Source organism: Streptomyces sp. NPDC043685 (assembly GCF_056436585.1).
This window is the reverse complement of record NZ_JBWKCH010000009.1, coordinates 73,710-92,674: the sequence shown is the minus strand read 5'-3', so window position 1 is coordinate 92,674 and position 18,965 is coordinate 73,710. Positions and strand designations below refer to the sequence as shown.

Sequence of the window (18,965 nt, the reverse complement as noted above, 5' to 3'; positions counted from 1 at the left end):
GCCGGCTTCAAGCAGTGCCGACACTTGTCACCTCCGGGGGGATCCATGCCGTACGCCCTGCGTGCCCGACGTGCCGTCCGGGAGACGGTCTCCGGTCTCCCCCGGGAGTTCTGGTGGTTGTGGACCAGCACGCTGGTCAACCGGCTCGGCGCCTTCGTCGCCACCTTCATGGCGCTGTACCTGACGGTCGACCGCGGCTACTCCGCCACCTACGCCGGCCTCGTCGCCTCCTTGCACGGGCTCGGCGGGGTGATCTCCTCGCTGGGCGGCGGCGTGATGACCGACCGGCTGGGCCGGCGGCCGACCCTGCTGATCGCGCAGGCCTCGACCGCCGTGTCCGTCGCGCTGCTGGGTTTCGTGCGCGACCCGGTCGCGATCGCCGGGGTCGCCTTCCTCGTGGGCATGGCGAGCAACGCCTCGCGGCCCGCCGTGCAGGCGATGATGGCCGACATCGTCCGGCCCGAGGACCGGATCAGGGCCTTCTCCCTCAACTACTGGGCCATCAACCTCGGGTTCGCCGTCTCCTCCATGGCCGCCGGGTTCATCGCCGAGGTCAGCTACCGCGCCGGGTTCCTGATCGAGTCGGGGATGACGATGGTCTGCGCGATCCTCGTCTTCCTGCGGCTGCCGGAGTCCAAGCCCTCCGCGCCGACGCCGGGCACGGGCGCCCGGGACGACTCCGTGAGTTTGCGGACCGTCCTGCGCGACGGACGGTTCATGAGCGTCGTCGGGCTGTCCTTCCTCGTCGCGCTGATCTTCCAGCAGGGGTCGGTGGGGCTGCCGGTGGCGATGGGCGAGGCCGGTTTCGCCCCGGCCGAGTACGGCATGGCGATCGCCGTGAACGGCGTGCTGATCGTCGTCCTCCAGATCCCGGTCACCCGCTTCATCGAACACCGGGATCCGCGTCGGCTGCTGGTCGTCTCGTCCGTCCTCGCGGGGTACGGCTTCGCGCTCACCGCCTTCGCGGGGTCGGTGGGGGTCATCGCGCTCACGGTGTGCGTGTGGACGCTCGCGGAGATCGTCAACGCGCCGACACAGACGGGTCTCGTCGTACGGCTGTCGCCCGTGCAGGGACGCGGGCGCTACCAGGGCATGTACACGATGTCCTGGTCGGTGGCCGCGCTCGTCGCTCCGCTGCTGTCCGGGGTCGTCATCGACCGATTCGGGGCGGAGTGGCTGTGGGGGCTGTGCGCCGTGGTCGGGACGGTGGCCGGTGCGGGGTACGCCGTGCTGATGCGGCAGCTTCCCGGGGAGGGCAAGGAGGACACGGTGATCGAGCCCCCGGTGGGGGTGCGGCCGCAGCCGGAGGTCGGGGCCGGGTGACGGGGAGGAGCGGGAGTCACCCACTGCGGTGACGCCCCTCGCCCCGACGCGACGGTGGCCCCGGCTCGCCACATCGGTCACATTGGCCGTCGGGGTCACATCGGCCATAGGTCAATCGGTCACATCGGCAGGGAGTGCAGCCGCACTCGGCCCGACGGCCAGCGCGCCTGGTCGCGCAAGGGCGTCACCATCGTGCGCAGCGGCATGGTGACCACCCTGGAGCCTGGTTGTTCGACGAGTACCTCCGTGTCGAGCGGGTGCCATCCCAGGCGCTGGTACAGGGGCACGAGGGGAGGCCGGCAGAACAGGAGCGCGTGCCGAGGGCCTCGCGCCCGAGCGTGGTCGAGGGCCGCCGACAGCACGAGCCGGGCCAGGCCCCGGCCCCGTACGTCGGGTGCCACGGCCACTCCTCCCACGCCCATCACCTCGGTCTCGACGTCCCCGATCGCGACGGGCAGTCGCAGCAGACCGGCGTGTGCCACCAGGCGGCCGTCGAGCCGGACGCCGAAGTGTTCCTCCTTGGGAAGCCAGGTCAGGCCGGCCTCGGCCACGCCGAAGGGGTCGTCGCCGGTGCCGAGGATCTCGTCCTGGTCGGTCCTCGTGTAGCGGGAGAGCCGTGTGACGGACGGGACCGGGGCGGGCTGGTTCGCAGACATGGCGGCCATGATGGTCCGGGGATGCGCGGCCGGCGCTGGCAGGTCACCTCGTGGCGATCGACGAAGCCCGACCGTCGGTTGGGTCCCGGACGACTTCTCCGGGCCGCCCCCGGACAGGACGGGGATGCAACCATGTCTGCGGAGCTGGAACCCCCGGAAGCCGGCCGCGCACCCAGACCCTAGCCCCCGCCACTGACACGGGCACTGACACGGGCACTGACAACAGGGCTCCGGGCGCCGAGTGCGAACGCCACCCGCCCCGGACACCGCCGCCGGGAAGCGATCACCGCCCGCCTCGGAGGCGCCCTCCTACCCGTCCACGAAGCCGAGCTCCGTGTCCGGGCGGCACTGGGGGCAGGCCTGTACGCCCTCGGCGAGGGCGCGTCGGGCGCGGTCGCGGTCGACGCCCTTGCTGCGCCGGCCCGCGTTCCAGCAGCCGCCGACGTGGACGTACACCGATTCCTGGCCGGACAGGCCGCGTTCGATCAGCCAGTCGGGGGCGGGCGGCCGGGCCAGGAGGCCGCGGCGGTGTTCGGCCTGCCGGCGTTCCTCGTCCGCGATCCACCGCCGGGTGCGTGCCAGATCGCGCTCCTGCACCCGCTCCAGGAAACGGAGCAGCGCGAGCCGCGACTCTGGATCGTTCATGCGTTCGATTCTAGAAGTGGCCTCGCCTCCCGGCCCACCCCGGGCCGCCCGAGCTACCCCACCTCGAAGCCACCCCGAAGCCACATCGAAGCCACCCCGAGCCATCCGGGCCACCAGCACCGGGCGGCACGGTTACCTCCGGGGTAATCGACGTTCCCCCGGCCTCCCGGCAGCCTGAACCCCATGACACCTGCCGAGACCGCAGAAGCCACCCGTTCCACCGTCCGGAAGTTCCTCGAACTCCGCCTCGCCGGTGACACCGAGGGACTCACCGCGCTCTTCGCCGACACGGTGGACTGGATGCTCGCCGAGAACCCCGTCGTCCCCTGGATCCGCCCCCGCTCCACCGCCGCCGAATGCGCGGCGCAGGCCGACGAGCTGGCCCGCCACACCGTCCCCGAGGACGCCCGCGCGTCCGTCGACACGTTCCTGGTGGACGGGACGGACGCGGTGCTCATGGGGCATCTCTCCGGAACCGTGCGGGCGACCGGCAAGCCCTTCTCGGGCCCCTTCGCGCTGCGGCTCACGGTCGAGGACGGGCGGATCACCCGGCACCACCTGTACGAGAACAGCGTGTCGATCGCCGCGGCCTGTACGCCCTGACGCCGACCGCGTGAGTCAGCGGGGCGCGGGCGTCCCCGGGCGCCCGTCGGCGTCGCCCGTCACGACCCGGACGTACTGTCGCTTGTCCTCGTCCCGCACGACCACGCCCAGCCGCAGCAGTTCCCCGCGCAGCTCCCGGGCGTCGGCGCCGTGCTGGTCCTCACGGGTCTGGGCGCGGGCCCGCAGCAGGGCGTCCGCGCCCTCGGGCAGTCCCGGGGTGCCCGGCACCCAGCGGCGGAACTCGGCGCGGTACGGGTCCTGTTCCTCCCACGGGTACCCGTGTGCGGTGAGGGCGTCCGCGAGGCGCCGCCAGTTCAGGCCGCAGCGCTCCCGCGCGAGTTCCAGGCCGCCGGGGGCGAGCAGAACGAGTTGCCTGCCGTCCCGGAAGCACGCTGCTATCTCCTCGCGGGTGAACTCCTGCGCGGTGTCCCTGACGGTCAGCGTCACCTGGGCGTCGTGGACGCGGACGGACAGCGACTCGTGCACCGCCATGAAGCCGAGCAGCAGTCCGCCGAGGGCGCCCAGCCCGGTCGTGCCGAGGGTGAGGGCGGGTTCCGGAACCGAGGTCAGCAGTTCGGCCGGGCCTTCGAGCGGGGCCCACGGCAGGGCGAGCAGCAGGCGGGCGAGGAGCGGGAGCAGCGCGCCGGCCACCGCACCGCAGACGACGCAGAAGAGCACGAGGGCCCAGGCCGATTCGGCGAGTTCCGTCACCCCGGCCGCCTGTGGCCGGGGGCTCTTGCGCAAGGGAACGTTTCTGACTTCCTCCATGGGGCCAGTCTCGTGAGGAGCCGTCCGCCCTGTCGTCAGCCGTTGGTCTACGCGCCCGCGACTTTGGTCGCCCTCCCGGGCACCGGGCACGCCCGCGACTTCTGTCGCCCCCGGCCGCCACCCCCGGCTCTCACGGGTGCATCCGCGCCCCCTTCACCACCTTGTCCACCGCGTTCTTCGGGCCGTACACCGCGAGACCCACGAGGTCCAGGTCCGCGGTCGGCACGGCCCGTACGGCGGCGCGGTTGTCGCGGTCGTTGCCCGTGGCGAAGAGGTCGGAGGTGAAGACCGCGCGGGGCAGGGCGCGGGAGAGGGCACGGGCGTGGGCGGCGGTCAGGGTCTCCTTCGTGGCCTCGAAGACCATGACCGGCTGGCGCAACATGGGGAGGTAGGGCACGCCGTCCGCGTCCTCGTACGGTTCGCCGATCACCTCGGGAAGCTGTGTTCCCAGGCCGCTGACCAGGAACGATGTGACGTTGAGGCGCTGCCAGGGCTCAAGGTCCGCGCGCAGCAGCACGGCGATCTTCGTGTCGAAGCGGATCGGTTCGGTGTCCATGCCCCGAGCGTGCCCGGCGGCCCCCGCCGGGGTCTTGTACGTTCTTTGCATGGTCTGCGAGTCCTCCCGGATCGTCTCCGCCTGGCGTCCCGCCGTCCGGGGTGTCGTCGAGGTCTTCCACGCCCGGTTCACCGAGTACGCCTATCCGATGCACGTCCACGACGCCTGGACGCTGCTGATCGTCGACACCGGCGCCGTGCGGTACGACCTCGACCGGCACGAGCACGGCACCCCGCACGACACGGTGTCGCTGCTGCCGCCGCACGTGCCGCACAACGGCTCCCCCGCCACCCCGGACGGCTTTCGCAAGCGGGTGCTGTACCTGGACACGACGCACCTCGGGGACGAGCTCATCGGAGCCGCCGTCGACCGGCCCGATCTGCGCGATCCGCTGCTGCGGCGGCGCGTGGGGCAGTTGCACGGCGCGCTGGAGCGGCAAGGGGAGGAACTGGAGGCCGAGAGCAGGCTGATGCTCGTCGGGGAGCGGTTGCGCGGGCATCTGCGGGGCGACCCGGTGTCCCCTCGGCCGGCCGATCCCGTTCTCGCGCGGCGGCTGCGGGAGTTGCTGGACGAGCGGGTCGTCGAGGGTGTCGTCCTGCGGGAGGCCGCCGGGCTGCTCGGCGCCCATCCGGCCCATCTCGTAAGGGCGTTCAGCACCGCGTACGGCATCGCGCCGCACCAGTACCTGACGTCCCTGCGGGTGGGGCGCGCCCGGCGGCTGCTTCTGGAGGGACGTTCACCGGGCGAGGTGGCGGTGGCGGCCGGGTTCTACGACCAGTCGCACCTGACGCGGCACTTCCGCAGGCTGGTGGGGGTGCCGCCGGGGCGTTACCGGGCGGGTCAGGCCCCGGCGCCGGGCAGGTCCTGACGCTCGGGGCGCTGGGTGAGGTGGGCGAACGCGTCCAGGTTGCGCGTGGACTCCCCCCGCGTCACCCGCCACTCGTACTCCTTGCGGATGGCCGACGCGAAGCCCAGCTCCAGCAGCGTGTTGAAGGCGCCGTCGGACGCCTCCAGGACCTGGCCGAGCAGGCGGTCGAGCTCGTCGGCGGTGACGGCGGACAGGGAGAGACGGCCGGTGAGGTACACGTCGCCGTGCTGGTCGACGGCGTAACTGACGCCGTAGAGCTTCAGGTTGCGTTCCAGGAGCCAGCGCTGGAAGCCCTGCTCGTTCTCGTCGGGGTGGCGGATGACGAAGGCGTTCAGCGACAGCGAGTGGCGGCCGACGATCAGGGAGACCGTGGTCTTGAGCTTGCGGGTGCCGGGGAGCTGGGCGACGTAGGTGCCCGGCCGGGGGCTCTCCCACTCCAGCTCGGCGTCCTTCAGCACCGCCTCGACGACCTGGACCGCGCGCTGTTCCTGATCGGTTTCACCCATGCGGCGAGCGTACGCGACGGCGATGGGCCTGCATCGCGGCCGTGTAGACGTCCACCGTGGCCGCGGCCGCCGTGTCCCAGCCGAAGGACTGGGCGTGCCGGGCGGCCTGGCCGCCCAGTTCGTCGGCCAGCCGCGGGTCGTCGGCGAAACGGCCCAGCACGCGCGCGTAGTCGGCCGGGTCGTGCCCGCTCACCAGGAAGCCGGTGTGCCCGTCGCGCACGGCGACCGGGAGGCCGCCGACCGACGCCGCGAGCACCGGGGTGCCCGCCGCCTGCGCCTCTATGGCGACCAGGCCGAAGGACTCGCTGTAGGAGGGCATGACCAGCACGGAGGCGGCGCGGAACCAGTCCGCGAGCTGCTCCTGGCCGACCGGAGGGCGGAACCGTACGACGTCCGCGATGCCCAGGCGCGCGGCCAGCTTCTGCAGGCCCTCGGGCTTGGCCAGGCCGCTGCCGGAGGGGCCCCCGACGACGGGCACGAGGATGCGCGAACGCAGTTCGGGGCGCTCGTCGAGGAGGACGGCGACGGCGCGCAGCAGCACGTCCGGGGCCTTCAGGGGCTGTATGCGGCCGGCGAAGAGCGGGATCAGCGCGTCCCTCGGCAGGCCGAGGCGGGCCCGGGCGGCGGCGCGGCCGTCGGCGGGCGAGAAGCGGCCGAGGTTCACCCCGGGGTGGACGACGGCGACCTTGCCGGTCTCGGCCGCGTAGTGGCGGACCAGTTCGTCGGCCTCTTCGGTGGTGTTGGCGATGAGACGGTCGGCGGCGGAGACGATCTGGGTCTCGCCGATGACGCGGGCGGCCGGTTCGGGGGTGTCGCCGTCGGCCAGGTTGGCGTTCTTGACCTTGGCCATGGTGTGCATGGCGTGCACCAGGGGGACGCCCCAGCGCTGGGCGGCGAGCCAGCCGACATGGCCGGAGAGCCAGTAGTGGGAGTGCACCAGGTCGTAGTGGCCGGGGCGGTGATGGGCCCAGGCCTGCATCACGCCGTGGGTGAAGGCGCACAGCTGGGCGGGCAGGTCCTCCTTGTTGAGGCCCTCGTAGGGACCGGCGTCGACATGCCGGACGAGGACGCCGGGGGCCAGTTCGACGGTCGGCGGGAGGGCGGCCGCGGTCGCGCGCGTGAAGATCTCGACCTCGACGCCGTGCGCGGCGAGGCGCTGCGCGAGCTCCACGATGTAGACGTTCATGCCGCCGGCGTCGCCGGTGCCCGGCTGGTGGAGCGGGGAGGTGTGCACGGAGAGCATGGCGACGCGGCGTGGCCTGCGGTGCAGCCGCAGACGCGCGGAGGACGACGCGGAGCGCCGACCGAGCCTGCCGATGTACTGGCTCACGTGGCGTTCCTCCTCGCTCGGGGCATGCCTTTCGCAGGGCGCACGAAGGCCTCCGACGAGGTCCAACACCGGAGGGATGGGCTCCATTTCCTGATTCGCCAGTTTTACCGAATCATTACCGCTTGTCGCTCAACCGTTCGAGAACGAAAGCGCCCCGGCCCGAGCGGGCGTGCACGGGCGGGCGAGCACGGGCGGACGAGCACGGGCGGGCGAGCCGCCGGGTTCGCGGGATTCTCTAAGCTCATGGGCATGACAGGCACACGGCATGACCCCGCACCGCCTCCTCCGCCCGAGGAACTCCTGCCCTGCCCGTGCTGCGGCCACCGGACCCTCGGCGAGCTGTGGGCCTACGAGATCTGCCCGGTCTGCTACTGGGAGGAAGACCCCTTCCAGCTCCGCCACCCCACGGCCGGGTTCGGCCCCAACCACGGGCTGAGTCTGATCGAGGCGCAGACGAACTACCGGCGGTTCGGCGCCGTGACCGAGGAGATGCGGCGCCGTGTGCGGCCACCGCGGGACGACGAGCCGCTGGACCCGGGGTTTCGGACCGCCGACCCGGACCGGGACCCGTTCGAGCAGGGACCGGCCCACGACCCCATGCCCGACGACCTCACCACCCTGTACTACTGGCGCCCCACGTACTGGCGGCGGCACCTCCGGCCCTGACCGGCCCCGGAAGCCGCTTAACCTCGTAGGCATGACATCCCGCGCGGCGACCCGACCCCTGGGCACGGTGACGCGCGGGACGACCAACCCCAATCGGCTGCGCCGCATGGACCGCTGGATCGCGGCCACGCACGGCGCCGAGCTGCGCCGCGCCGAGGATCCGGTGGCGGTGGACCTCGGGTACGGCGCCGCCCCCTGGACAGCCGTCGAGCTGCTGCAACGCCTGCGCACGGCCGCACCCCGCACCCGCGTGGTGGGCGTCGAGATCGAACCGGCCCGGGTCGCCGCGGCGCTGCCCTACGCACGGGCGGGGCTGGTCTTCCGGCACGGCGGCTTCGAGATCCCGATCCCGCAGCGGCCCCTGCTCGTCCGAGCGGCGAACGTGCTGCGGCAGTACGAGGAGGGCGAGGTGGCGGCCGTGTGGGAGCGGCTGTGCGGGCGGCTGGCCCCGGCCGACCCGGCGACCGGGTCGCGCGGCGGGCTGCTGGTCGAGGGGACCTGCGACGAGATCGGGCGCCGGCACGTATGGGTCGCGCTCGGCCCGGAAGGACCGCGCACGGTCACCTTCGCGACCCGGCTGGGCTCCCTGGAACGCCCCTCCGACCTGGCCGAACGCCTGCCGAAGGCGCTCATCCACCGCAATGTCCCGGGCGAGCCGGTGCACGCCTTCCTGCGCGACTTCGACCGCGCCTGGGCGGCCGCCACGCCCTACGCCTCCTACGGCGCCCGGCAGCGCTGGATCCGGGCGGTGCGCGACCTTTCGGCCGACTGGCCGGTGACGGACGGCCCTGCGCGATGGCGGCAGGGGGAAGTGACCCTCCGGTGGGAGGCGTTGGCCCCGCGCGCCTGACTCCTCGATCCGGCGTCCGACTCCTTCGATCCGGTCTTTCTCGCGCAACCCGGCGCCCGGTTCCGCGGTCCGGACGGGCCCGTCTGGAACGATCTCTTTGAGTCCTTCGTCACACAGGCGGGGAGATCTTCATGCCGGGGCATACCGGCGAGGGAGCGGTGGGAAGTACTACCCCTGTCGCTTTCCGGGCCGGCATGGCAGCATCCCCAGGCGAACCGCATGTTACTGACGGTTAATCAGTTGGGGGCCGGAGTATGGGAACGGGCAAGCGTGGCCTGATCGCGACGGCGGTGGCCGTGGTCTGCGCGGTCACGGTGCTGGCGGCACCGGGCACGGCGTTCGCGAGTCCCACCCCCTCCCCCACCCCGAGCGCGGGAGCGGCGCTCGCACCCGCCAAGGACCTCGAAGCCGTACGCAAGAAGCTCGACAGGCTCTACCGCGCCGCGGGCCGCGCCACGGAGGAGTACAACGCCGCCGAGGAGAAGGCGGACAAGCAGTCCGCCGAGGTCGTCGAACTGGCCGAGAAGATCGTCAAAGGCCAGGAGAAGCTGCGGAAGCTGAAGGCCCGCGCGGGCGCCGCGGCCGCCGCCCAGTACCGCGGCGGCGGGCTGCCGCCCGAGGCCCATCTGATGCTGAGCGACGATCCGCAGGACTTCCTCGACGGCGCGGGCCGGGTCCGCGAGGGCCACCACGCGACCAAGGGCCTGCTCGGCGAACTGACCCGCACGCAGGAGGACTTGGAGCAGTACGCCAAGGACGCCTCCGCGCAGTGGAAGAAGCTGGAGGCGGGCCGCAAGGCCAAGGCCGCCGCGCAGAAGAAGATCGAGAAGCAGATCGCGCAGGCGGAGAAGCTCGAGTCCGCCCTCCAGAAGGAGGAGCAGGAGCGCCTCGCCGAGCTGGAGAAGGAGGCCGCGAACAAGGCGCAGACCGCCTGGCTCGGCTCCGGCATCCTCGACGAGATCGACGGAAAGGCCTCCGCGCAGGGCAAGAAGGCCGTGCAGTACGCCACGGCCCAGATCGGCAAGCCGTACCAGTGGGGCGCCGAGGGCCCGGAGACGTACGACTGCTCGGGGCTGACGTCACAGGCCTGGATCTCGGCCGGCCGCGGCATCCCGCGCACCTCGCAGGAACAGTGGAAACAGCTGCGGCACATCGACGTCCAGGACATGCGGCCCGGCGACCTCGTCATCTACTTCGACGACGCCAGCCATGTCGCGATGTACATCGGCGACGGGGCGATCGTGCACGCGCCCCGGCCCGGGCGGACCGTGACGATCGCGGGGGCCGGGACGATGCCCATCCTCGGGGTGGTACGGCCGGACGCCGACGCCGGCCCCAACTAGGGCCTGCCGTTCGGATCATGCCGGCGTCGCGGGGCGGACCCTGGATCGCGTCGCGCGGCCGGACGGGAGCCACCGGATAGCGGACACGCGTGACCCGGCCCACGTGACCCAGCGCACGCCCCGCGGCGCACCCACCGCACGCCGACGTGACGTTCGTCATCCCCGCAGCATCTTCGAGCTGTCCAACTGCGGGGCAAATGGCGGCATATGACACTGGCCGGTGGCGCAGCGGCGTGGCTCACACCATTCCTATGCGGCGCCGACACCCGCTATGGTCCCCGTCGGTGGGTCGAGGTCCCTCGCCCCCGCCATGCCCTCGGGGGGAGGGAAGGAACCCAAGACGATGCCCGTACCCATACCGCGGCAGAGAGCGATCCCGGCCGCGGAAAGTGGTCAGGCGCAGCAGGCCGCGTCCCCGCGCGGCGGATCCGCACAGGCGTCCGCGCAGGACACCTCGCCCGCGGGCCGCACGCCGGACACCGCCGGGAACACCACGGACAAGGTGGAGAACCACACCGCCCACACGAACCTGACGCTGCTGCTGATCGAGGACGACCCGGCCGGTTCGCCGATCGTGCCGGACATGCTCGACCAGGCAGGCAAGCCGATCCGCGTCCGCACGGCCCGCAACCTCACCGAGGCCGGACGGCTGCTGACCGACGACGTCCACTGCATCCTGCTGGACCTGGCGCTGCCCGCGCCGGGCCACGGCGACTCCGAGGACGAGCTCGCCGTGCTCAGGCACGTGCTGGAGCTCGCGCCCCGGCACGCCGTGCTGGCGCTGACCGCGTCGGGCGACGCCGAGCGCGGCGCCGAGGCGGTGCGGGTCGGCGCCCAGGACTACCTCTTCCGCGACGAGCTGGACGGCAGGCTGCTGAGCCGCGCGATCCGCTACGCGGTGGAGCGCAAGCGCTCCGAGTCGGCCGAGCGCCGGCTCGCCGAGGGCCGGCTGCGGGCGCAGGAGAACCGCCGCCTGGAGCGCGGCCTGCTGCCGACGCCGCTGCTGGAGGGCTCTTCGCTGCGGTTCGCCGCCCGGTACCGCCCGGGCCGCTCGCGCGCGCTGCTCGGCGGTGACTTCTACGACGTCGTGCGGACGCCCGACGGCACCGTGCACGCCATGATCGGCGATGTCTGCGGGCACGGCCCGGACGAGGCCGCCCTCGGGGTGGAGCTGCGGATCGCGTGGCGGGCGCTGACGCTGGCGGGACTGTGCGGCGACCAGCTGCTGGGCACCCTTCAGCAGGTGCTGGAGCACGAGCGGTCCGACGACGAGATCTTCGCGACGCTGTGCATGGTGGACATCGCGCCGGACGGCCGCCGCGCCGCCCTGTGCCTCGCGGGCCACCCCTCCCCGCTGCTGGCCCGGCCGGGCAAGCCGGCCCGCCTGCTGCCGTACGACAACAACGGACCGGCTCTCGGGCTGCTGCCCGGCGCCCGCTGGCCGCGGACGCAGGTGGAGCTGGGAGCCGAGTGGAGCCTGATGCTCTACACCGACGGCTTGATCGAGGGCCACATCGGCCAGGGCAGGGAGCGGCTCGGCCAGGAGGGCATGACCGAAATGGTCCGCCGCCAGTTCGCCGAGGGCCTGCGGGGCGAGCAGCTGCTGCGGGCGGCGGTGAACGAGGTACGCGACCTCAACGGCGGCGAGCTGACGGACGACGTGGCCGTCCTGCTGCTGGACCGGGTGCCCTAGCCTCGGGCGCCCGGCCGCTCGGGCCGGTTACCGGCCGCCGTTGTACGGGCCGTAGGGGCCGTCGCTGCTGGAGCCGCGCCCGGCGCGGCCGCCGCCCGGGAGCGCGCGGATCGCCGGGCGTACGTCGACCATGTACACGATCGTCGCGATGAGGCCGATGATCGGCAGGAACGACAGGATCGGGAACAGCAGGTTCACCACGAAGGCGATCGCCAGGATGATCAGCCAGAAGGGCTTGGTCTTCTTGTCGGCCGCGCGGTAGGCGTCCTCCCGGCGTAGGGCGGCGTCGAACAACGCGAAACCGCTGAACACGATCAGGGCCATGCTCAGAAGCCACATGAACCCCGCGAAGCCCTGCATCAGCACAACGCCCACCACCTGACTCGGCTCGTCCCTACGCGGTCACCGTACCCGTACCAACGGGCCGGACACCCCCAGGGTGCCCGGCCCGTCGCGGATGATCGCCCCGCGGTCCTACTTGGCCGGCGGAGTGGTCTTCTTGGCGGTGGTGGGCTTGCGCACCGGGGCCTTCTTGGCGGCGGGGGTCTTCTTGGCGGCGGGGGCGGCAGCGGCGGCGGGCTTCGCCGGCTCCTCCTTGACCTCGACCGGCTGGCGCTTCGGCTCGACGGCCACGGCCAGCTCCTCGACGCCCTCGGCGACGCCCTCGATGCCTTCGGCGGCCTCGCCGCGCCAGGTCCGCACGGCCTGCTCGCCGTGCTCGGCGACCTTCTCGTAGGTCTCACGGGCCTTGACGGCGTACTCGGCGGCCACGCCGACGCCGCGCAGCGCGAAGTCCTGGGCGCTCTCGCCGATCTTCTTCAGGTCCGCGTCGATCGTGCTGCCGAGCTTCTTGATGTCGACGTCGATGGAGCCGATGAACTGCGTGACCTTGGTCTGCAGGGTCTCCTGCGTCTCCTTGACGCGGGCCGAGGCCTCCTTGGCCCGGGCGGAGGCCTTCTCCTGGACGGCCTTGGTGTCGGTGTTGCGTACGGCGTCGATCCGCGCGGGGGCCTCGGAGCGCAGCTGCTCCACCAGCGCCGGCACCTTCTTGGCCTGCTGAAGGGCGAGGTCGGCGGTGCCTGCGGCGAAGTAGAGCGGGGTCGGGTTGCTGAGGGTCTTGCGCAGGTCGTCGGTGATGGCCATGGTGGAGGTCCTCCCGGATTCAGTCTCGCTTGAGGGTTCGGCTGAGGGTTCGGTGATCCGCGGCGGTACGGCCGGTGCCCTGGTCCGGCTCAGCCGGCCGTCTGCTGCGGATCGGTGTCACTGCCGTCGGCGCCCTCGCGGGTCCGACGGCCGGCGGTCGTACCGCCGTCGTTCTTGCCGGTGCCATGGCCGGCGCTCTTGACGGTCTTCCTGCTGCCGCGGCGCCGGGCGGGCGGAGTGCCGTCGGCCGGGCCGGTCCGCGGTATCCCGGTGCCGGCGTCGGCGTGGGAAGCGTCCCCGTCGACGCCCGCCGCGCCGTCCCCGGCGATCAGGCCGACGACACCCGCGACGCCCTGGCCGTCCGAGTCGCCGGTGCCCTCACCGGTCCCGAATCCGTTCTCCTTGCGGAAGGACTCGTAGATCTGCAACAGCACCTGCTTCTGCCGCTCGTGCAGCGTCGGGTCGGCGAGGATGACGGCCCGCGTCTCCACTTCGTCCCGGCCCCGCTCGGCGTCGAGGATCCCGGCCCGCACGTACAGCGTCTCGGCGGAGATCCGCAGGGCCTTGGCGACCTGCTGGAGCACCTCCGCGCTCGGCTTGCGCAGCCCGCGCTCGATCTGGCTGAGGTACGGGTTCGACACCCCGGCGGCGTCGGCGAGCTGCCGGAGCGACAGCTGCGCGGTGCGCCGCTGCTCGCGCAGATAGTCACCGAGGTTGCCGACGTTGAGCGATGCCATGGCTCCACCCTGCAACACGGCGCTAACTATTGCAAGCACCCGCTTGCAAAAGTGCGCCACGCCACCCGCGAGGCGAACGAGGCAGTCGCCTCATGTCCCGTCCCTGCGAAGTCGGGGCAGCGGTCTTCATGAGGCATCGACTCGCACGTCTCGCTCAATCCCGGGCCATGCCTGCGCCCGGGTTGGCTGACGCCCTGCCGGCGGTTCAGCGAGCCGCTGGGGTTGCTGGCGGGGGCTCGGGCGGTCGGTGATCCTCTCGGGGTGCGGCCGGTGCTCTACCACCTGCTCCGGCACCACGGGCTGACGACGGAACTGCGGACGGAGCGCTTGTCCGCCAGGTCGCTGGTGCGGCTGGTGCCTGCGGTCGTGAAGGAGGCGGGCAGGTCTTTGAGCACCCTGCAGCGGCTGCCCACCCGTGGCGCGGCTCTTCTGCAGTGACCGTCACGAACCACCCGCATCGTGATCGATGAGGGACATGCCGGATGCCAAGGAGCGGGCGACGTCGGCGAAGTACTGCTCGTCGGCACCAGGGGCAAGACCGAGAGTGACACCCTGACTGAGACCGACGAAGAGCGCCCTGAGCGCGGTGGTCAGGCGTTGCGCCTGTTGCGACGTCACGACGCTTCCGTTGTGCGATCTTCCGGTGAACAGCGCGATCAGATGGTTCTCCTGCGCCCGGATGGACGTGGCGAGCTGGGACCCCAGCTCTGGGTCGTGCAGGGCCATGTCCAGCAAGGTGATCTGGAGCGACAGACCAGACAACGCGTCGGGGACGTCACAACTGCGCCGGTAGTACCGGGCGAAGGCGTCGACCGCTTCCAGCAGGTCAAGTCCAGCGGGAACCGCCTGCTCGATCTCCTCGTAGTACGGCCGCAGATAGTCGGCGACCAAGGCGACCACCAGGCCGTTCTTGCTCCCGAACAGTGAGTAGATGGCGCCGGTGGTCAGGTTGGCGCGCTCGGCGATCTCATCAAGCTTGGCCCGGTATCCGTCCCGGGAAACGACCTGGAACGCGGCGTCCAGCAAGGCGCGGCGGTTGTGTTCCTTGGCCTCCGCTCTCGTCATTCTCATAGTTTGATTATTGCCGTAATCTCGTTACGGAACCAGTCGGGGCGAGCTTCGAGGAGGACGCTCATGGCCCAGGGCGTGGCATCGCAGGTGACCCGCCAGATGGTGGGTGCCATCGCGGATGGTGCCTTCAAGTTGTTGCTCGCCGCTGTCTACATCGCCGGCGCTGCTCCGCTCGGCCGGTTACTCGGCACGTCGGCCTGGCTGATGGTCGTCGCAGGGGTGGCCCTGCTCATCGGCGGTGGCATCGAGATCAGATACACGCGCAGCCGGTCGATGCGCACCTACACGCGGCTCATGATTGCCTACGACAGCGGCTGGGTGTTGGCGGCCCTGGCTGGCCTCCTGATGGCGTGGCAGGGCAGCAGCGCCGGTGGCGAAGTCTGGATGGGCTACCAGACAGCCGCCCCCATCGCGTTCGCCGCGCTGCTTATCGCCGCTGCCCCTACGCGGATGACCTCGGATTGAGCGAGACCGGACACCTCACCCCTGCACCGCGCGTCCCCTCACGATGCGGAACGGGTGCCCGGCCGGATCCGTGAGCACACGCCACTTCGCCTCGTCCGGCTGCCCTTCCGGCTTCCCGGCACCCAACTCCAGCAACCCGGCTTCCGCCTCGTCCGAAGTTCGGTGCGCCGGGCGCATGGTGTGGAGGGCGTGTCCGAGGAGGAGTTCAGGCTAGGGCTGCTCCACGACCGGGCGGCCGGTGCGCTCGCGTCGGTGTCATTCCGGCCGGTGGGCCAGGAACATGCCGGTCCGCCTCTTCGAGGTGCCCTCCGGCTCCTGCACCAGCCGGGTGGTGACCACCAGCCCGGCCTGGCCGAGCAGTTCGGCGATGCGGTCGGGCGGCAGGAGGTAGGACTCGTAGGACACCGGATGGTCGCCGTAGGCACGGGTGGGGCGGAGGTGCTCGCCGTCGCCGACGTGGCCGGCCAGCAGCAGCCGGCCGCCGGGCGCGAGCGTGCGGTGGAACTCGGAGAAGACGGTCGGCAGCCACCGCGGCGGGGTGTGGTGGGTGGAGTAGTGGGCGAGGATGCCGCCGAGTGCGCCGTCGGCCAGGCCCAGGGCGGTCATCGAGCCGACGGTGAAGCTCAGTTCCGGGTACGCCGCCCGGGCCAGTTCGATCATCTTCGGCGACACGTCCACGCCGAACACCGGTACCCCCAGGGCGGCCAGGTGGGCCGTCACCTTGCCGGGGCCGCAGCCCAGGTCGGCGACCGGCCCGGGGTGCGGGGGCCGGACCAGCTCGGCGAACGCGGACAGCATCGCGCGCGACACCGGGTCCAGAGCGGCCGGTTCCTTGACGCGCCGGGTGTAGTCGACGGCGACGGTGTCGTAGGACCTGCGGATCGCGGTGAGGTGGGAAGGTTCGGTCATCCCGGCACCGTAGGGCACCGCGGTGACACACGGCCCGTACTCCGAAGCCGGTACACCGGCTTACTCCCGCCGTGCGACGACCCCACCGCCCCGGCCCGGCACGGTGGTCGCGTGACCACGCAACAGAAACCGAAAGCCGCTTCGAGCCCGGGCCCGCCGCCGAGGCTCGGCCGCCCGGCCCGCCGGGCCGTTCTCGTCGTGCACGTCGTCGCCTCCGCCGGCTGGCTCGGGCTGACCCTCGGGCTGTTCGCGCTCGGGAGCACGGCGGCCACCACCGGATCCCCCGCGACCGTGGAGTCCTCCGTACGCGCCATGAAGCTCTTCGCCGACTGGCTCCTGCTCCCCCTCGCGTTCCTCACGCTCCTCAGCGGCCTGGCGCTGTCGCTGGGCACGGTGTGGGGCCTGGCCCGCCACCGGTGGGTGTACACGAAGTTCTGGCTGACCCTCGCCACGACCACCGCCACGGTGTTCGCGCTGCGTCCCGGGGTGAACACCGCGGTCACGGCCGTCTCCGCGGGCGGGCCGCTGCCCGACGCGGGTGACGTGCTGTTCGGGCCGGTCGTGTCGCTGTCGGCCTACGTCTTCATGACGGTGATCTCCGTCCTGAAGCCCTGGGGGCTCACCCGCCGGGGCAGAAGACTGCGCACCTCGGCCCGACGGCCTCTCAGGGACGGCTGAGCATCCGACCTGCACGGCACCCCTCCGGGACGGCCGGGCATCCAGCCCGCACGGCACCCTCCGGGACGGCTGAGCATCCGGCCCGCACAGCCCCCTCCCGGACAGCCGGGCATCCGGCCCGCACAGCCCCCTCCCAGACGGCCGGGCATCCGGCTCGCACGGCCCGTCGGCGGTTTCAGCGGCGGAACCCCGGACACCGAGACTCCTGGGCCCGGATCCTCGACGCCCTCGACACGCTGCTGCGGAACCGGCCCGCGGCCCCGACCGATCCCCGAGGCTGACACCCATGCACACCGAGCACGACTGGATCACCACGCCCCTCACGGCGGACCTGCTGCGCGGCGCCCTCGACGTGGAGCGCACCGAGCACGGCCTGCTCCCGCACCGGCTCCCGGCCCGGGCCCGCGCGCAGAACACCGACCCGCAGCTGGCGATGGCCGAGGCCCAGCCCTCCGGCGTACGCCTGGCCTTCCGTACCGCCGCGACCGCCGTCGAACTGGACACGCTGCGCACCAAACGCGAGTACACCGGCTTCCCGCCGCGCCCGGACGGTCTGTACGACCTGCTCGTCGACGGCCGTCCGGCCGGGCAGGCCTCCGCCACCGGCGGCAACGTCCTCACCGTCGACCTGACCACCTGGGAGAGCGAGTTCGCGCCCGGCCCGGCCGGCACCGTCCGCTTCGAGGGCCTGCCCCGGGGCGACAAGGACGTCGAGATCTGGCTGCCGCACAACGAGAGCACCGAACTGGTCGCCCTGCGGACGGACGCCCCCGTCACGCCCCTGCCGGACCGGGGCCGCCGGGTGTGGCTGCACCACGGCAGTTCGATCAGCCACGGCTCCGACGGGGCGAGCCCGACGGCCGTCTGGCCCTCGATCGCCGCGTTGCGCGGCGGGGTGGAACTGATCAACCTCGGCCTGGGCGGCAGCGCGATGCTCGACCCGTTCACCGCGCGCGCCATGCGGGACACCCCGGCCGATCTGATCAGTGTCAAGGTGGGCATCAACCTCGTCAACCGGGACGCGATGCGGCTGCGGGCCTTCGGTCCCGCCGTGCACGGCTTCCTCGACACGATCCGCGAGGGGCACCCCGACACCCCGCTGCTGGTGGTCTCCCCCCTGCACTGCGCCATCCACGAGGACACGCCCGGCCCCACCGCCCCCGATGCCCGGGAACTCGCCGAGGGCCGCCTCCTGTTCGAAGCCATGGGCGATCCGGCACAGACGCCCACCGGCGCGCTCACTCTCACCGTGATCCGCGACGAACTGTCCCGCATCGTCCGCCGGCGCGCCGCCGACGACCCGAACCTGCACTACCTCGACGGCCTCGACCTCTACGGCGCCGCCGACGCCGCCGCCCTCCCCCTGCCCGACCACGTCCACCCGGACGCGGCGACCCACCGGCACATCGGCGCCCGCTTCCACGAGCTGGCGTTCACCGGGGGAGGGCCCTTCTCGGCGGAGCGCTGAGCGCTGCCCCGCCGCGCCGGAGCGCCCGGCCGGCCGGGCACCGGTCAGCCCTGGAAATTCTGCTCCGCGAGGATCCGGTCGATCCGCGCCCGGTGGTCCGCCTCCCACGCGTCCAGGGTCTGCGCGGCCTCCTTCGCCAGCTTCGTCCGGGCCGCGTCCAGCACCTCCTCGCGCCGGGCGGCGGGCACCACCACGACGCCCTCCTCGTCGGCGACGACCGTGTCGCCCGCGTCGACCGTGACCCCGCCGCAGCGCACCGGCTCGTTCAGCGGCAGGGCGGCCGACTTGCTCCCGGGGATGGGGACGACACCGCGGGCGAACACCGGGAAGCGCAGGTCGCGCACCTCGGCCAGGTCGCGGATCAGCCCGTCGGCGACGAAGGCGGCGATGCCCCGGCGTCGGGCGACGGCGCAGACGTTGCCCCCGGCCAGGGCGTAGTCCAGGTCGCCCGACTCCACGACGACGACCGAGCCGGGCCCGGCCCGGTGGATCGCGGCGTGCAGCATGAGGTTGTCGCCGGGAGGGCACCGTACGGTGAAGGCCGGTCCGGCCACCCGGGGCACCGGGCCCCACAGCGGCCGGATGCCGATGTCCATCACCCGGCCGCGGCCCAGCAGATCGGCCAGCGTGGTCGTGGGGATGTCGGTGAACGCGTCTGCTTCGGTCATGGCATGAACCTAACCCCCC

At 72.4% G+C, this 18,965-nt stretch carries 22 protein-coding genes and 1 pseudogene; 10 read left to right on the top strand and 13 right to left on the bottom strand.

Going from position 1 to position 18,965, the window contains the following annotated elements:
- The first annotated feature begins 45 nt into the window (after positions 1-45).
- Entirely contained in the window at positions 46-1,323 is a 1,278-nt protein-coding gene (locus AC0665_RS28035) for an MDR family MFS transporter (protein WP_478706015.1), read from the top strand.
- 119 nt (positions 1,324-1,442) lie between these two features.
- Here the strand turns inward: AC0665_RS28035 and AC0665_RS28030 are convergent, their stop codons facing one another.
- Positions 1,443-1,979, bottom strand: coding sequence for a GNAT family N-acetyltransferase (locus AC0665_RS28030; RefSeq protein ID WP_478706014.1), 537 nt, complete (start codon positions 1,977-1,979; stop codon positions 1,443-1,445).
- A gap of 309 nt (positions 1,980-2,288) precedes the next feature.
- Positions 2,289-2,624: a DUF6233 domain-containing protein gene (locus tag AC0665_RS28025; protein WP_366049951.1), complete on the bottom strand. Its 336-nt coding sequence runs from the start codon at positions 2,622-2,624 to the stop codon at positions 2,289-2,291.
- A gap of 183 nt (positions 2,625-2,807) precedes the next feature.
- Here AC0665_RS28025 and AC0665_RS28020 point away from each other — a divergent pair, with 183 nt between their 5' ends.
- Complete coding sequence (locus tag AC0665_RS28020) at positions 2,808-3,227, top strand: nuclear transport factor 2 family protein (protein WP_468411966.1); 420 nt, start codon at positions 2,808-2,810, stop codon at positions 3,225-3,227.
- A 15-nt stretch (positions 3,228-3,242) separates the two neighbouring features.
- On the opposite strand, the gene AC0665_RS28015 is transcribed toward AC0665_RS28020, so the two are convergent.
- Together AC0665_RS28015 and AC0665_RS28010 are read right to left on the bottom strand one after the other, a co-directional pair.
- On the bottom strand, positions 3,243-3,995 hold the full coding sequence (locus AC0665_RS28015; RefSeq protein ID WP_478607557.1) for a YqeB family protein: 753 nt from the start codon (positions 3,993-3,995) through the stop codon (positions 3,243-3,245).
- A 130-nt stretch (positions 3,996-4,125) separates the two neighbouring features.
- The gene (locus AC0665_RS28010) at positions 4,126-4,551 is read right to left on the bottom strand and encodes a DUF2000 family protein (protein ID WP_478706013.1); all 426 of its coding nucleotides are present in this window, start codon (positions 4,549-4,551) and stop codon (positions 4,126-4,128) included.
- A gap of 49 nt (positions 4,552-4,600) precedes the next feature.
- On the opposite strand from AC0665_RS28010, the gene AC0665_RS28005 reads away from it, so the two are divergent.
- A complete protein-coding gene (locus AC0665_RS28005; protein WP_478607551.1) occupies positions 4,601-5,419 on the top strand; it encodes a helix-turn-helix transcriptional regulator in 819 nt (272 codons plus the stop codon).
- Here the strand turns inward: AC0665_RS28005 and AC0665_RS28000 are convergent.
- Positions 5,392-5,925: a type III secretion system chaperone family protein gene (locus AC0665_RS28000; protein WP_478607549.1), complete on the bottom strand. Its 534-nt coding sequence runs from the start codon at positions 5,923-5,925 to the stop codon at positions 5,392-5,394. The two genes, AC0665_RS28005 and AC0665_RS28000, sit on opposite strands and share 28 nt — an antisense overlap.
- Positions 5,918-7,255: a D-inositol-3-phosphate glycosyltransferase gene (gene mshA / locus AC0665_RS27995; RefSeq protein WP_468411976.1), complete on the bottom strand. Its 1,338-nt coding sequence runs from the start codon at positions 7,253-7,255 to the stop codon at positions 5,918-5,920. Before mshA ends, AC0665_RS28000 begins: the two co-directional genes overlap by 8 nt.
- A gap of 249 nt (positions 7,256-7,504) precedes the next feature.
- Between mshA and AC0665_RS27990 the strand changes: the two genes are divergently transcribed.
- From AC0665_RS27990 to AC0665_RS27975, 4 genes are all read left to right on the top strand, one after another.
- The gene (locus AC0665_RS27990) at positions 7,505-7,921 is read left to right on the top strand and encodes a CPCC family cysteine-rich protein (RefSeq protein WP_468636072.1); all 417 of its coding nucleotides are present in this window, start codon (positions 7,505-7,507) and stop codon (positions 7,919-7,921) included.
- A gap of 31 nt (positions 7,922-7,952) precedes the next feature.
- Positions 7,953-8,771 (top strand): class I SAM-dependent methyltransferase, encoded by an 819-nt coding sequence (locus AC0665_RS27985; RefSeq protein ID WP_478706012.1) that lies wholly within the window; start codon positions 7,953-7,955, stop codon positions 8,769-8,771.
- 254 nt (positions 8,772-9,025) lie between these two features.
- Positions 9,026-10,114 carry a C40 family peptidase gene (locus AC0665_RS27980; protein ID WP_468411982.1) on the top strand — a complete coding sequence of 363 codons (1,089 nt, stop codon included), beginning with the start codon at positions 9,026-9,028 and terminating at the stop codon, positions 10,112-10,114.
- Positions 10,115-10,457: 343 nt separating this feature from the next.
- Complete coding sequence (locus AC0665_RS27975) at positions 10,458-11,807, top strand: PP2C family protein-serine/threonine phosphatase (protein ID WP_468411984.1); 1,350 nt, start codon at positions 10,458-10,460, stop codon at positions 11,805-11,807.
- A 27-nt stretch (positions 11,808-11,834) separates the two neighbouring features.
- Here the strand turns inward: AC0665_RS27975 and AC0665_RS27970 are convergent, their stop codons facing one another.
- The 4 genes from AC0665_RS27970 to AC0665_RS27955 form a co-directional block, all read right to left on the bottom strand.
- Complete coding sequence (locus AC0665_RS27970; RefSeq protein WP_363120005.1) at positions 11,835-12,167, bottom strand: DUF2516 family protein; 333 nt, start codon at positions 12,165-12,167, stop codon at positions 11,835-11,837.
- Positions 12,168-12,281: 114 nt separating this feature from the next.
- A complete protein-coding gene (locus AC0665_RS27965; RefSeq protein WP_468636066.1) occupies positions 12,282-12,950 on the bottom strand; it encodes a hypothetical protein in 669 nt (222 codons plus the stop codon).
- Between the two features lie 89 nt (positions 12,951-13,039).
- A complete protein-coding gene (locus AC0665_RS27960; protein WP_478706011.1) occupies positions 13,040-13,687 on the bottom strand; it encodes a helix-turn-helix domain-containing protein in 648 nt (215 codons plus the stop codon).
- A 441-nt stretch (positions 13,688-14,128) separates the two neighbouring features.
- Positions 14,129-14,752: a TetR/AcrR family transcriptional regulator gene (locus AC0665_RS27955; RefSeq protein ID WP_478706010.1), complete on the bottom strand. Its 624-nt coding sequence runs from the start codon at positions 14,750-14,752 to the stop codon at positions 14,129-14,131.
- Between the two features lie 69 nt (positions 14,753-14,821).
- On the opposite strand from AC0665_RS27955, the gene AC0665_RS27950 reads away from it, so the two are divergent.
- A complete protein-coding gene (locus AC0665_RS27950) occupies positions 14,822-15,223 on the top strand; it encodes a hypothetical protein (RefSeq protein ID WP_478706009.1) in 402 nt (133 codons plus the stop codon).
- 15 nt (positions 15,224-15,238) lie between these two features.
- Here the strand turns inward: AC0665_RS27950 and AC0665_RS27945 are convergent.
- Positions 15,239-15,376 (bottom strand): annotated as a pseudogene (locus tag AC0665_RS27945) (VOC family protein); the annotation flags it as partial.
- A 102-nt stretch (positions 15,377-15,478) separates the two neighbouring features.
- Positions 15,479-16,132, bottom strand: coding sequence for a class I SAM-dependent methyltransferase (locus AC0665_RS27940; RefSeq protein ID WP_478706008.1), 654 nt, complete (start codon positions 16,130-16,132; stop codon positions 15,479-15,481).
- Between the two features lie 111 nt (positions 16,133-16,243).
- On the opposite strand from AC0665_RS27940, the gene AC0665_RS27935 reads away from it, so the two are divergent.
- The gene (locus AC0665_RS27935; protein WP_478706007.1) at positions 16,244-16,810 is read left to right on the top strand and encodes a DUF2269 domain-containing protein; all 567 of its coding nucleotides are present in this window, start codon (positions 16,244-16,246) and stop codon (positions 16,808-16,810) included.
- Between the two features lie 286 nt (positions 16,811-17,096).
- Positions 17,097-18,278, top strand: a complete 1,182-nt coding sequence (locus tag AC0665_RS27930) for a GDSL-type esterase/lipase family protein (RefSeq protein WP_478706006.1) — start codon at positions 17,097-17,099, stop codon at positions 18,276-18,278.
- A 44-nt stretch (positions 18,279-18,322) separates the two neighbouring features.
- Here AC0665_RS27930 and AC0665_RS27925 read toward each other — a convergent pair whose 3' ends face one another.
- Positions 18,323-18,946 carry an RraA family protein gene (locus tag AC0665_RS27925; RefSeq protein ID WP_478706005.1) on the bottom strand — a complete coding sequence of 208 codons (624 nt, stop codon included), beginning with the start codon at positions 18,944-18,946 and terminating at the stop codon, positions 18,323-18,325.
- Positions 18,947-18,965 lie beyond the last annotated feature (19 nt).